General features: G+C 67.2%; 10 protein-coding genes. 3 read left to right on the forward strand and 7 right to left on the reverse strand.

The genetic code is table 11. The features are described 5' to 3' along the window. Nucleotides 1-137: 137 nt before the first annotated feature. The 6 genes from JYP50_RS08770 to JYP50_RS08795 form a co-directional block, all read right to left on the reverse strand. Nucleotides 138-875, reverse strand: a complete 738-nt coding sequence (locus JYP50_RS08770; RefSeq protein ID WP_206560134.1) for an MlaA family lipoprotein — start codon at nucleotides 873-875, stop codon at nucleotides 138-140. Nucleotides 876-936: 61 nt separating this feature from the next. After that, complete coding sequence (locus JYP50_RS08775; RefSeq protein WP_206560135.1) at nucleotides 937-1,677, reverse strand: HvfC family RiPP maturation protein; 741 nt, start codon at nucleotides 1,675-1,677, stop codon at nucleotides 937-939. Beyond that, complete coding sequence (locus JYP50_RS08780) at nucleotides 1,677-2,543, reverse strand: HvfB family MNIO-type RiPP peptide maturase (RefSeq protein WP_206560136.1); 867 nt, start codon at nucleotides 2,541-2,543, stop codon at nucleotides 1,677-1,679. The genes JYP50_RS08775 and JYP50_RS08780 overlap by 1 nt, the downstream gene beginning before the upstream one ends. After that, nucleotides 2,543-2,911, reverse strand: a complete 369-nt coding sequence (locus tag JYP50_RS08785) for an HvfA family oxazolone/thioamide-modified RiPP metallophore (RefSeq protein WP_206560137.1) — start codon at nucleotides 2,909-2,911, stop codon at nucleotides 2,543-2,545. The genes JYP50_RS08780 and JYP50_RS08785 overlap by 1 nt, the downstream gene beginning before the upstream one ends. A gap of 154 nt (nucleotides 2,912-3,065) precedes the next feature. Then, on the reverse strand, nucleotides 3,066-6,821 hold the full coding sequence (hrpA, locus tag JYP50_RS08790) for an ATP-dependent RNA helicase HrpA (protein WP_206560138.1): 3,756 nt from the start codon (nucleotides 6,819-6,821) through the stop codon (nucleotides 3,066-3,068). Between the two features lie 16 nt (nucleotides 6,822-6,837). After that, the gene (locus JYP50_RS08795) at nucleotides 6,838-8,517 is read right to left on the reverse strand and encodes an AMP-binding protein (RefSeq protein WP_206560139.1); all 1,680 of its coding nucleotides are present in this window, start codon (nucleotides 8,515-8,517) and stop codon (nucleotides 6,838-6,840) included. A 59-nt stretch (nucleotides 8,518-8,576) separates the two neighbouring features. Between JYP50_RS08795 and JYP50_RS08800 the strand changes: the two genes are divergently transcribed. Continuing rightward, entirely contained in the window at nucleotides 8,577-9,053 is a 477-nt protein-coding gene (locus tag JYP50_RS08800; protein ID WP_206560140.1) for a MaoC family dehydratase, read from the forward strand. Here JYP50_RS08800 and JYP50_RS08805 read toward each other — a convergent pair. Next, nucleotides 9,050-9,619, reverse strand: coding sequence for a hypothetical protein (locus JYP50_RS08805; protein ID WP_206560141.1), 570 nt, complete (start codon nucleotides 9,617-9,619; stop codon nucleotides 9,050-9,052). The two genes, JYP50_RS08800 and JYP50_RS08805, sit on opposite strands and share 4 nt — an antisense overlap. A 219-nt stretch (nucleotides 9,620-9,838) precedes the next feature. On the opposite strand from JYP50_RS08805, the gene mnmC reads away from it, so the two are divergent. Next, nucleotides 9,839-11,821 carry a bifunctional tRNA (5-methylaminomethyl-2-thiouridine)(34)-methyltransferase MnmD/FAD-dependent 5-carboxymethylaminomethyl-2-thiouridine(34) oxidoreductase MnmC gene (gene mnmC / locus JYP50_RS08810; RefSeq protein ID WP_206560142.1) on the forward strand — a complete coding sequence of 661 codons (1,983 nt, stop codon included), beginning with the start codon at nucleotides 9,839-9,841 and terminating at the stop codon, nucleotides 11,819-11,821. Beyond that, complete coding sequence (locus JYP50_RS08815; RefSeq protein ID WP_206560143.1) at nucleotides 11,818-12,597, forward strand: glutaminyl-peptide cyclotransferase; 780 nt, start codon at nucleotides 11,818-11,820, stop codon at nucleotides 12,595-12,597. The genes mnmC and JYP50_RS08815 overlap by 4 nt, the downstream gene beginning before the upstream one ends. Nucleotides 12,598-12,605: the final 8 nt, after the last annotated feature.

Here is a 12,605-nt window from a genome sequence, read left to right on the forward strand (position 1 = left end):
AAATATGGGGGAGGACACTACGCCCCTTGGCGTCCACAGGCAACTGAAACCGGCAACCTTTGGGCAGGATTTCACAGTTTCCCGGGGCCGGGCTCCCCGGGGTCAGTTTGGGGGGCGTCGAACCGCGGGACTCCGGGCTAGAACTCCTCTTCCCACAGCCCGTCCTCGCCAAAATCGGAGAAATTGTCTTGCACCTTGCCATCGTTGACCAATACCTCGCGCTGCTGCAGGTAGGCGTCCCGTACAAAGATATAACGATCACCGGAGATCAAATCTTCCGCATCCAGCAGGCGCGCGCGGCTGTCAATGATCTCGAGGCCGTACAGGGAGTTGCGCAAGCGCACATTGTCGATATAGGACTGCGGCGAGGCATAAACGTCGACGACGCTGCCGGTGCCGCTGCGCATCGTGCGCGGCCCGAGCAGGGGCACCATCAGGTAGGGCCCCTCGGGCACCCCCCAGATCGCCAGGGTATGACCAAAATCGGTGTTGTAGGGTGTCAGGCCGGTGCGCGTGGCCACGTCGAAGAAACCCAGGACCCCCAGGGTGGAGTTGACCAGGAAGCGGCCGCTGACCCGGGCGGCGCTGCCCACGCGGCCCTGCAACAGGGCGTTGATCGCGGCGTTGGCATCGTAGAGGTTGGAGAAAAAGTTGCCCACGCCCTGCTCGGCAAAATCCGGCATCACGAAGTGATAGCCCCGCGCCACCGGGCGCAGGAGATAGGTGTCGAGGTCGTTGTTGAACTCGAAAATCGCCCGGTTCACGGACTCCAGCGGGTCCTTGTCGGAACGCGGGGCCGGCGGGTTGTCCTCGGCGCGGAGCGGCGAGGCGACAAGCGCCGTCAGGGCAAACAACAGTGGAATCAAACTACGCATAAGGGGGCTTCCAAAAACCGGGGCAGATGTTACGCCCCACAATAGCCGGGGGCAACTCCCCTCAATAAAATCCGATCACGCCACGCCGCGCGAACTGCGACAATTGTTCGGCGCCAAAGTCGCGGACCGCGGCGGGCTCCGCCTGTAACTCGTCCGCCAGTTGCGCCAGCAGATCCGCCCCGCATCGCCCGTCGTCCTCCCGCACCAGCTCCAGCAGGCGCGCGGTCGCCGCGTTCAGCTCCATGAAACCGACCGCGTCGGTCCGGTCGCGGTAGACCACCAGGAAGGTCGGCCCGGTCGATTCCCGCGGCCGGTTGGCGGCGCCGATCCGGTGTACCGGAAAAGTGTAGCTCAACAGCCAGGCCACCGGGGACAGTCGCGGTCGCCGCTCGAGGGGATCGATATCCGCCGCCGGCGCCGCGGGCGGCTCGTCCCCGGCCACGTCGAGCGCCAGCTCCACCCACTCGTAGTGGGCCAGCTCGGCGACAAAGGGGGCGTCGCAGGGGCGCGGCCGGTGGCGCTCGGCGAGGTACTGGATGAACTCCTGGCTGATTTCCAGGAAGTACGGCGTGCCGCAGCGGTGGTTGTCGATAAAGGACTGCACCAGGCCCTGCCACTCACCGTCGTCGTAGAGGCTGCGCAGCACCGGGAAGCCCGAGCTGATAAAGCCCTCGATATTGTTGTAAACCAGCTCGCGATACACCTTGAGGCGGCGCGCCTCGATACCCGCGGGCGGCGGTGCCGCTTCCGGGTTGCGCAGGTAGCGGGCCATGGTCATTTGCGCCTCGCGCAGGGCCGACATCAGCTCACCCCTCCGGCCGTGCGCGCGGGCCGCCCGCCGCCGGTGGCCAGGGCCTGGCGGCGGACCACCTCGTCGACCTCCAACAGCAGCGTCTCCAGCGGCGGCAGGTTGAAATCCCGTTCCAACAGGGTGGGTACCGGTCCGAGCAGCGCGTAGGCGTGAGCCAACAGCTGCCATACCGGGTCGATGACGTCGGCGCCATGGGTATCCACCTTGAGATCGGGGGCCTCGTCGTAGTGCCCGGCCACATGGAGATAACGCACCTGGTCCAGGGGCAGGCTCTCCATGAAGTCCACCGGATCGTAGCCATGGTTGATGCTGTTGACGTAGATGTTGTTCACATCCAGCAGCAGTTCACAGCCTGATTCGGCCGCCACCGCATTGATGAACTCGCTCTCGCCGAGGTCGCGATGGGCCTGGGCGTAGTAGGAGGCATTCTCCAGCACCAGCGGCTGGCCCAGCGCGTCCTGCACCTGGCGCACGCGGTCGGCCACATAGCGCACCGCTTCCTCGGTGAAGGGAATGGGCAGCAGGTCGTAGAGATGGCCCTCGGCGGCACAGTAGGTCAGGTGCTCGCTGTAGAGGGTCACCTGGAATTCATCCATGAATGCCCGCACCGCGGCCACCAGGTCCATATCCAGCGGGTCCGGCCCGCCAATATCCAGGGACAGGCCGTGAAACGCCAGGGGGTAGCGACGCGCCAGTTCCCTGAGGCCGCGTCCCATGCGCCCGCCGACTCCGATCCAGTTTTCCGGAGCCAGCTCCAGGAAATCGATCTGGGCGGGCTGTTGAGACAGAAGCGGGCCCAACAGGGCCCGCCTCAAACCGAGACCCGCGCCGCGGATCTCAGGCAATGCGGACGGCATCAGGCGCCACCGCACTTCCCTTCGCCGCACTTGCCTTCGGCTTTTTTGTCACCGCACTTACCTTCGGCTTTTTTGTCGCCACACTTGCCTTCGGCTTTCTTGTCGCCGCACTTGCCTTCGCCACATTTGCCTTCGGCTTTCTTGTCGCCGCACTTACCTTCGCCGCATTTGCCTTCGGCTTTCTTGTCACCGCACTTGCCCTCGCCACACTTGCCTTCCTTGTGCTTGTCGTAACTGGCGAGGTCGTAGCCGCCGCTCAGTTGTTGGGCGGAAAAGGGGTTGGACTCCGCGGATACGACCGGGGCAATGGCGCTGGCCAGGAACGCCGCGCCGAGTGCGGCCGTGAGAGGTTTCTTGAGGTGAGCCATGATGTAATCCCTGTAAGTCTATGTATTTTTTAGCAAAGTTTCGAAAGCTCCATACCCTGTGTGAAGCGGCAGCGCTTCCGTAACGATCAGACACAGTATCAGAGTGGAAGTTTCCTGGCGCCGGAACGGGGATTGGTAATATTTAACAAAGCGCCTAATGCGGATTCGCCGCCAGCCACTGGGCAACCTGTTCCCACTGTTCGCGCAGGCGTTTTTCCGACACCGGCATGCGCGTGCCGAGCTGCTGTGCGAACAGGGACACCCGGAATTCCTCGTGCATCCAGCGATAGCGCCGCGCGGGCTCGCTGAGCAGCAGCAGTCCGCCGCGCTGCCGCGATTGGGCGTCCAGGGGCTGCCACAGGTCCGCGAGCAATGCCGTGTGACGGCGATCCTTTTCCAGCTGACCGGCGAGGCGCTCCACCCGTTGCAGCAGGGCTTTCATGTAGCGCGGGTACTGCCCCAGCCATTGCGCGGGGGTATCGCGCAGGAAACCCTCCGCCAGCAGGGCCGCCAGCTGGCGCTCGATATCCTCGCGGGCCTCGCGCCACTGGGCGTCGCCGAGGCGGGCCAGCCGCTCGCGGGCCCGGGCCAGCGGCACCAGGCTGCTCAGTAGCTGCGTCTCCAGCTCGTTGGCGGCCTCCACTACCGGCGCCCCGCCCCGCTGCAGCAGCTGCTGGAAACCAGCCTCGTCGTAGGGCAGCTCACTGTCCAGTTCCAGGGCCTGGGCGAACGCGCCGTCCACCAGGTCTTCCAGCAAGGCCCCGCGCTCGAGCCCGGCGCCGGCCAGGGCCAGATTGCTATCGTTGCCGCGCAGCAACTGCTTGCGCAGGTATTTGACCTGCTGCGCGTTGTGCAGCCGCGCCAGCTTGAGCACGCCACGGCGGTGGGCCAGCCAGGCCTTGCCCGGGTAGTCCAGCAGTTCGACCGCCGCGGACTCACCGCTATCGACCAGCGCGGGATAGGACACGATATCCACCCCCGCCTGGCGCACCCGCCACTCCCGCGGCAGTGCGCCAATGTCCCAGCGGGTCACCTTGTCGCGCACCGGGGAATCGTCGCCCACCGCGCCCACGGTATCGCGTGTATCGCTGCGAAACTGCTGTACCAGCGCCGGCAGGTCCCGCCCCTGCCCCAGCAGCTTGCCCTCGGCGTCCACCACGCGCACATTCATGCGGTAGAAGTCGTCCACGCGGGCGCTGTCGAAATCCGAGGCCTGCAGTTTGACCCCGGCCACGCGCGACAGGCCCGTGGCCAGCGCCTGCAGCAGGTCGCTGTCATCCACCGGCATGTCTGCCAGCACGCGATCCACGTAATCGGGCACCGGCACCAGGTGTTTGCGCTGCTGCTTGGGCAGCCCCTTCACCAGCTGGATGCACTTCTCCCGCAGCAGCCCCGGCACCAGGTAGTCAAAGCGGTGGCGCGGCACGCGGTTGAGCAGGCCCACCGGCACGGTGACCGACACCCCGTCGGCGGCCTTGCCCGGCTCGAACTGGTAGCTCAGTCGCAACTTCAGGTCTTGCCATTCCAGATGGTCGGGAAACTGCTCCCCCAGGTCGGCGCCGGGGTCGCGGGCCAACAGCAGGTCGCGCGGCACGCGCAGCGCGGCATCGGCGCCCGGCTCGGATTTCAGCCAGCTGTTCAGGTGTTTGAGGGTGCAGGCCTCCGGCGGCAGGCGCTCGTCGTAGAAATTGAACAGCACCTCCTCGTCCACCAGGATATCGCGACGCCGGGCCCGGGACTCCAGGTCCTCCAGCTCACGCACCAGGCGCTGTTTGTGCTTGAGGAAGGCCGGCGGCGGTTTCAGCTTGTCGCCAATCAGGCCCTCGCGGATCAACAGCTCGCGGGACTCCACCGGGTTGATCGGGCCGTAGTGCACGGTGCGCTTGTCGGCCAGGGTGAGGCCGTAGAGCGTCACCCGCTCGTAGGCGACCGCGCGGCCGCTGCGCGCCTGCCAGCGGGGCTCGTAGTAGTGCTTCTTCAGCAGGCTCGGGTTGACCTCCAGGGCCCAGGCCGGATCGATGCCGCCCACTTCCCGGGCGTACACGCCCGAGGTCTCGACAATTTCCGCGGCCACCAGCCACTTGGGCCGCTTGCGCGCCTGCGACGAGCCGGGAAAGATCTGCAGCTTGCGGTTGCGTGCCCCCAGGTAATCCCGCCCCTCCAAATACTGGGCGATATTGCCGAGCAGGCCGGCCAGCAGCGCCTTGTGAATACCGGCGTAGTCTTCCTCCGCGGGCAGCTCCCTGGCCGGCTTCAGGCCCTGCTGTCGGCAGGCGATCAGCAACTGGCCGTGAATGTCGCGCCACTCACGCATGCGCATGAAGGACAAAAACTCCCGCAGGCACAGTTTGCGCAGCTGGTTCTGGCTCAGGGCCTGGCGCTGCTCCTCGTAGTAGCGCCACAGCGCCAGCCAGGCGAGGAAATCGGATTTGGGGTGGCGGAAGCGGGCGTGAGCCTGGTCGGCCTGCTGCCGCTTGTCCGCGGGGCGCTCCCGCGGGTCCTGGATCGACAGCGCGCTGACCACCACCAGCACCTCCGCCAGGCAGCCGCCCTCCGCGGCGGCCAGGATCATCCGCGCCAGCCGCGGGTCCACCGGCAGGCGGGTCATCTGCCGCCCCACCGCGGTCAGCTTGCCGGCGGGGCTTACCGCGCCCAGCTCCTCCAGCAACTTGTAGCCGTCGCGCACCATGCGCGCGTCTGGCGGGTCGATGAAGGGAAAGTCGCGCAACTCGCCCAGGCGCAGGTTGAGCATCTGCAGGATCACCGCGGCGAGGTTGGTGCGGTGAATTTCCGGATCGGTGAACTCCGGGCGGCGCTCGAAGTCCTCCTCGCTGTACAGGCGGATGCACACCCCCGCCGCCACCCGCCCGCAGCGGCCCTTGCGCTGGTTGGCGCTGGCCTGGGAGATGGGTTCGATGGGCAGGCGCTGGACCTTGGTGCGGAAACTGTAGCGGCTGATGCGCGCCTCTCCGGGATCGATCACGTAGCGGATACCGGGCACGGTCACCGAGGTCTCGGCCACGTTGGTGGCCAACACCACCCGGGTACCGCGCCGCCGCGACAGATCAAACACCCGCTGCTGCTCGGACTGCCCGAGGCGCGCGTAGAGTGGCAGGATTTCCAACTCGGTGTCACGCCGCAGTGCCTTGGCCAGCTCGCGGATGTCGCGCTCGCCGGGGAGGAAAACCAGCACATCGCCGCGCTCGCCGAAACGGCCGCGCTCAATATCCAGCGCCAGGTTGACGATCTGCGCCTGCAGGCCCTGGTCCCGGTCCTCGGCCGGATCGACGTACACCGTCTCCACCGGGTAGGTGCGGCCGGATACCTCGATAATCGGCGCGTCGTCGAAGTGCCGCGAGAAACTTTCCAGGTCGATGGTGGCCGAGGTGATGACCAGTTTCAGGTCGGGCCGCTGGGGCAGGATATTCTTCAGGTAGCCCAGCAGGAAATCGATGTTGAGGCTGCGCTCGTGGGCCTCGTCGATGATCAGGGTGTCGTACTGGCGCAGCAGGCGGTCGCGCTGGATCTCCGCCAGCAGGATACCGTCGGTCATCAGCTTGATCGCGCTGGCGTCGGAGACCTGGTCGTTGAATCGCACCTGGTAACCGACCGTCTCGCCCAGGGGCGTGCCAATCTCGGACGCGATGCGCTGCGCCACGGTGCGTGCCGCCAGGCGCCGGGGCTGGGTGTGGCCGATACGCTGGCGCCGGCCGCGACCCAGCTCCAGGCAGATCTTGGGCAGCTGGGTGGTCTTTCCCGAGCCGGTTTCCCCGGCCACGATCACCACCTGGTGATCGCGAATGGCCGCCATGATCTCCTCGCGCCGCTCTGCGATCGGCAGCTCGGCGGGAAAGCTGAGGGCGGGAACCCGGCGCTCCGGCGCGCTGTCCTGTTTGGCCGTTTCGTGCATACCGCGCCGCCGGTCCTCAGGGCTTGTCGCGAAGTTCCCTGCGCAGGATCTTGCCGACGTTGGTCTTGGGCAGCTCGCCGCGGAACTCCACCAGTTTGGGCACCTTGTAGGCGGTGAGGCTGCGGCGGCAGAATTCGCGCACTTCCTCGGCGGTGAGCTTGCCCGACTTGCTGACCACGAACATCTTGATCACTTCGCCGGTGGTTTCGTCGGGTATCCCGACCGCGGCGCACTCCAGTACGTCCGGGTGCTTGTACAGCACGTCCTCAAGCTCGTTGGGGTACACATTGAAGCCGGACACCACGATCATGTCCTTCTTGCGATCCACGATCTGCAGGAAGCCGTCCTCGCGGACCTTGGCGATATCCCCGGTGCGGAAGTAGCCCTCGGCGTCGATCACCTTGGCGGTCTCGTCCGGGCGCTGCCAGTAACCCTGCATCACCTGGGGCCCCTTGACGCACAGCTCTCCCGCCGTTTCCACCGGCAGTATATTGCCGTCGTCGTCCTCGATCCGCACCAGGGTGTTCGGCACCGGCACGCCAATGCTGCCGAGCACGATGCGGTTCCCCGGGTTGGTGGACACCACCGGGGAAGTCTCGGTGAGGCCGTAGCCCTCGGCCACCGGGCAGCCTGTCACTTCTTCCCAGCGCTCGGCGGCGGCATGGGTCAGCGCCATGCCCCCGGACAAGGTGACCTTGAGGCTGGAAAAGTCCAGTTTGCGGAAGGTCTCGTTGTTGCACAGGGCGACAAACAGGGTGTTCAACCCGCAGAACATGGTTGGCTTGTAGTCGCGAATGGCGGCGACCACCGAATCGAGATCCCGGGGATTGGGCACCAGGACCATGTGCGAGCCGTTGACCATGGAGTACAGCGCGGTCATAAAGGCGTAGATGTGGTACACCGGCAGCGGCTGCACCACTGTCTGGGGCTCGTCGCCGATCGGGTGGGTGTCGAGCACCTCGTGCACCTGCAGCGCATTGGCCACCAGATTGCCATGGCTCAGCATGGCGCCCTTCGCCACACCGGTGGTGCCGCCGGTGTACTGCAGCATGGCCAGGCTGTCGCGCATCTGCGGCACCGGCTCGAGGCGATGCCTGGAACCACTTTCCAGGGCGTCATTGAGGGTCACGGCACCCGGGATATCAAAGGGCGGCACCATTTTCTTGATGTACTTGGCCACCTTGTTGATCACAAAGCGCTTGAACGGCTTGTGCAGGTCGGCCAGTTCGGTGACCACGGTATATTTCACGCCGGTGCGCGGCAGCACATTGGCGGCGTTCTGGGCCACATTGGCCTGCACCACCAGCGCCTTCACCCCGGCGTCGTTGAACTGGTGCTCGATCTCCCGCTCGCTGTACAGCGGGTTGGTGTTGACCACCACCAGCCCGGCGCGCAGGGCGCCGAGGGTCACCACCGGGTACTGGATCAGGTTGGGCATCTGTACCGCGATGCGATCGCCCGGCTCCAGGTCTGTGCAGTGCTGCAGCCAGGCACCAAAACGCGACGACAACTCATCGAGATCGCCAAAGGTAAGGGTGTGCCCGAGACTGGAGAAGGCGGGGAAGTCGCGGAACTCGGCAAAGGCGTGCTCCGCCATGGCCACCACGTTGTCGAAACGCTCGACATCCACCTCGGTGGCGATACCCAGCTCACCCGCTACCCGCGCCAGCAGCGCCTGTGTTGATTCCTCGGTCATGGAGTGATGTCTCTCCCTTCGCTATGATTGTGCCCCCCCGACTACCCGGATTAACCCGTATGCCAGAGCAAGGCAATTTTACCTTCGATGAACTGCAGGTGGGCCAGACCGCCAGCTACACCCGCACCATTGAGCAACGACACATCCAGCTGTTCGCCGCCGCGACCGGCGACGTCAACCCGGTGCATCTCGACCCCGATTACGCCGCATCCACCCCCTTCGGCGAGCCGATTGCCCACGGCATGCTAACCGGGGGCCTGATATCGGCGGCGCTGGCGCTGGAAATGCCCGGCCCGGGGACCGTTTTCCTGGGCCAGTCACTGCGCTTTCGCGCGCCGGTGAAGCCCGGGGACACTGTCACCATCGAGTTGACGGTGACCGAGAAGCGCAGCCGCCGCCAATGGGTCAGTATCGACTGCCGCGCCGTCAACCAGCACGGCAAGGTCGTGGCCAGCGGCAGCGCGGAGGTCATGGCGCCGGGCGAGAAGCTCAGCGTGGCGTTACCGCCGGAGCCCGCCGCAAGCATCGCGCCCTAGCTGTTTTCGCCGCCAGCTGCCGGGCTGTCCGCGCCGGCCACTTCGGGGCTATCTACCGAGTTCTCCGCGGAACCATCGGCAAGCCCTTCCCCGGGCTCGCCGAACTGGCTGTGGTCCAGGTACATCAGTTTCAGCATCACCGAGGGCTGGCCGGCGCCCGAATCGGCCCCCAGCACCAGCACGCTGGGTTCGCCGTCCTGCCAGGTAACGCCGGTCACGCCGAAAATCATCACGTTGGGGTCGTTTTCAGCGGTGAACACGGTGATATTGCGCTGTTCCCGCAGTGCGTCCGACAGGCGCGCGATCAGCACCGTCAAGCTGGTACGGAAGGTGCCGAAATTGAGTTTGCCGCGGTACTCGCTGTGGTCCAGCGACAGGTCGAAGCGGACCGTGGAACGGTCTTCCATCTGCACGTTGGTCAGGTGCACCGCCCGCCCCTCGGACAATTCCCGATACAGGTTCTTGGCCTGGGTCCGGTTGGTCTCCAGCAGCGCCCTGTGCAGCAGGTTGACGGACATCAGCAGGAACTTCTCCCGCGGGATGGTTTGGGTCTGGTGTTGCGCCATGGCGATCTCGGTGCCTGTTCGGAGCCTAAAAGGCCGCAAGTCTAATACCTGTGCCGGGCAAACGCCAGCGAGCCCTGGGGGCCCATCGGGGAGTACCGGTGTCCCCCCGGGGGCCGCTTTGCTATCATCGCGTCTCGTTCAGCCGGCGGGACCGCCCATTTTGCACCACACTGTTGCCCTTCTGCCCTGATGCGACGCGATAACCTTCCCTGGCGCCCCATGCCCCGCGCCGACCTCACCTGGACACCCCAGGGAACGCCCGGCTCGGCCCGCTTCGGCGATATCTACTACTCCCGCGACGACGGCCTCGCCGAGAGCCGCTTTGTCTTTCTGGAGGGCAATGACCTGCCGCGACGCTGGCGGGACCACCCGCGGGACACCTTCGTGATCGGCGAAACCGGCTTTGGCACCGGCCTCAACTTCCTGCTCGCCTGGCAGGCCTGGAAAGCCGCGCCCCTGCCCCGCCCCCGACTGCACTTCCTCTCCCTGGAGCAATACCCGCTGAGGGCACCGGAACTGCGCCAGGCGCTGGCGCACTGGCCTGAGCTCGCCCCCTTCGCCGCGGCCCTGCAAGACGCCTACCCGCCCCCGGTCCCCGGGGTGCACCGCCTGCAATTCGAGGGCGGCGCGATCACCCTCGACCTGTGGTGGGCGGAGGCCGGCGAGGCGCTGGCGGACCTGCGGCAGCGAGGCCTGCCGCTGGTGGACGCCTGGTTCCTCGACGGCTTCGCTCCGGCGCGCAACGCCGGCATGTGGCAGGAAGCGCTACTGGGTCACCTGGGGAAGCTCAGCCAGCCCGGTGCCACCCTTGCCACGTTCACCGCCGCCGGGGCGGTGCGGCGCGCGTTGCAAGCCTCTGGCTTCGCCATGCGCAAGGGACCGGGATTTGGCCGCAAGCGCGAACGCTTGCTGGGCCGGCTGGAACGGCCCGCGGAGCGCACGCTGCCGGCGGGCACCCCCTGGGACCTGCCGGAGACCCGGTCGCCGGCGCCGCGCAGCGCCCTGGTGATCGGCGCCGGACTGGCGGGCTGCGCCACCGCAGCGGCCTTCGCCCGGCGCGGCATCCCCGTCACCCTGGTGGAGCGCGGCCGGCTGGCCGGCGCCGCCTCCGGCAATGCCCAGGGCATGCTGTACACGCGCCTGTCGCGCCGCCACTCTGCGCTCACCGACTTCGCCCTGCTCAGCTTCGTCCACGCCAGCCGGACGTATGCGGCGATGTTCGCCGGCGGCGAGCTGGAAAGCGGCCGCGACGGCGAACTGTGCGGCAGCTTTCACCAGCACCGGGACCGGGAGGAACTCGATGCCCTGGCGCCCCTGCTGGCGGACACCCCGGAGCTGGCACAGGTATTGGAGGCCGCCGAGGCCAGCGCGCGCCTGGGGGTTGAACAACAGACCGCGGGCTACTGGTTCCCCGGCTCCGGCTGGATGTCCCCGGCGGCGCTGTGCCAGGCCTGGACGCGGCGCGAGGGTGTGACGCTCATCGAGGATTGCGGCGACGCCACCCTGCGGCGCTCCGGCGGCCAGTGGCAGGCCCTGGGCCCCGGCGGCGAGCTGCTGGCGACGGCCGACTGCGCGGTGATCGCCTGCGCCGGGCACAGCGCCGGCTTCGAGGGCCTGGACTGGCTGCCGCTGCAAGCCATTCGCGGCCAAACCACCCAACTGCCCGCCGGCCCGCCCTTCAACAGCCTGCGCACCGTACTCTGCCACGCTGGCTATATCGCCCCCGCGACGGCCGGCGGGCACTGTATCGGCGCCACTTTCAACCTGGGGGACGACTGCGTGGCGGCGCGCGCCGCCGATCATCGCCACAACCTGGACACTCTCGGCCGGGCGGTGCCCGCCTGGGCCGGGGCGCTGGCCGAACTGGATGCCGCGACACTGGAGGGCCGGGTGGCCTTTCGCTGTACCACCCCCGACTACCTGCCGCTGGCCGGCCCGGCGCCCGACCTGGGCGCCCTCACGCAGCGCTTTGCCGGACTGCGGCAGAACGCGCGCCGGGACATCCCGCATTTCGGCGCGTTTGTGCCCGGCTTGTACCTCAACATCGGACACGGTTCCCGCGGCCTGACGTCCACACCGCTGGCCGCGGAGCTGGTGGCCAGCCTGGCCTGCGGGGAACCGCCGCCGCTGGACCGCCACCTGGCCCGGGCCCTGGCGCCGGCCCGTTTCCCGATTCGCGACCTGGGACGCAACCGCCTATGACCGCACGCAACACGCTATTGACCCTGGCGCTGCTCGCCTGGCTGCCCGCCACGGCCAGCGCCCAGACCAGCTACGGCTACCGTGTCCTGGAGAGCAAGCCCCAATCCCGCCAGCACTTTGTGCAGGGCCTGCAGATCGTTGACGGCGACCTCTACCTCAGCACCGGCGGCTACGGCGAATCCCGGCTGCTGCGCTACCGCCTCGAGGACGGCGCGCTGGACACCGCGCGGCAGCTGCACCCACGGCTGTTCGGCGAGGGCCTGGCGGTGGTGGAGGACCGCATCTACCAGCTCACCTGGCGCGCGGGATTGATGATCGTCTGGGACCGCAATAACCTGCAGCCCCTGGAGACCTTGCGCATCGCCACCCAGGGCTGGGGTATCACCTGGAACGGCGAGCAGCTGATCTACTCCGACGGCAGCGAGCGCCTGCATTTCATGGACCGGGCCACCGGACGGGTCACGCGCTCGCTGCGGGTGACCGACGGCGGAGTAGCGGTGCCCCGCCTGAACGAGCTGGAGTGGATCGACGGCAAGGTGTGGGCCAACGTGTGGCAGAGCGACGAGATTGTTATCATCGACCCCGAGAGCGGCAATGTCACCGCCCGTCTTGACCTGACCGGCCTGCTGCCCGACAGTGAACGCACTGCGGGCACCGACGTCCTGAACGGCATTGCCCAAAATCCCGCCGACGGCGCCATCTGGGTCACCGGCAAGCGCTGGCCCCACATGTACCGCATCGAGCTGGTTCCCCGGGACGAGCCCGGCCCGACCTGAAACGCACA

Origin of the sequence: Parahaliea mediterranea, assembly GCF_017255185.1 — a bacterium.
Lineage (GTDB): Bacteria > Pseudomonadota > Gammaproteobacteria > Pseudomonadales > Halieaceae > JAFKCZ01.

Excerpts from the sequence above, each read along its gene's own strand:
- mnmC (WP_206560142.1), top strand. The coding sequence starts at position 9,839 with ATGCCCCGCGCCGACCTCACCTGGACACCCCAGGGAACGCCCGGCTCG.
- JYP50_RS08785 (WP_206560137.1), bottom strand. The coding sequence starts at position 2,911 with ATGGCTCACCTCAAGAAACCTCTCACGGCCGCACTCGGCGCGGCGTTC.
- JYP50_RS08805 (WP_206560141.1), bottom strand. The coding sequence starts at position 9,619 with ATGGCGCAACACCAGACCCAAACCATCCCGCGGGAGAAGTTCCTGCTG.
- JYP50_RS08775 (WP_206560135.1), bottom strand. The coding sequence starts at position 1,677 with ATGTCGGCCCTGCGCGAGGCGCAAATGACCATGGCCCGCTACCTGCGC.
- JYP50_RS08800 (WP_206560140.1), top strand. The coding sequence starts at position 8,577 with ATGCCAGAGCAAGGCAATTTTACCTTCGATGAACTGCAGGTGGGCCAG.
- hrpA (WP_206560138.1), bottom strand. The coding sequence starts at position 6,821 with ATGCACGAAACGGCCAAACAGGACAGCGCGCCGGAGCGCCGGGTTCCC.
- JYP50_RS08780 (WP_206560136.1), bottom strand. The coding sequence starts at position 2,543 with ATGCCGTCCGCATTGCCTGAGATCCGCGGCGCGGGTCTCGGTTTGAGG.
- JYP50_RS08795 (WP_206560139.1), bottom strand. The coding sequence starts at position 8,517 with ATGACCGAGGAATCAACACAGGCGCTGCTGGCGCGGGTAGCGGGTGAG.
- JYP50_RS08770 (WP_206560134.1), bottom strand. The coding sequence starts at position 875 with ATGCGTAGTTTGATTCCACTGTTGTTTGCCCTGACGGCGCTTGTCGCC.
- JYP50_RS08815 (WP_206560143.1), top strand. The coding sequence starts at position 11,818 with ATGACCGCACGCAACACGCTATTGACCCTGGCGCTGCTCGCCTGGCTG.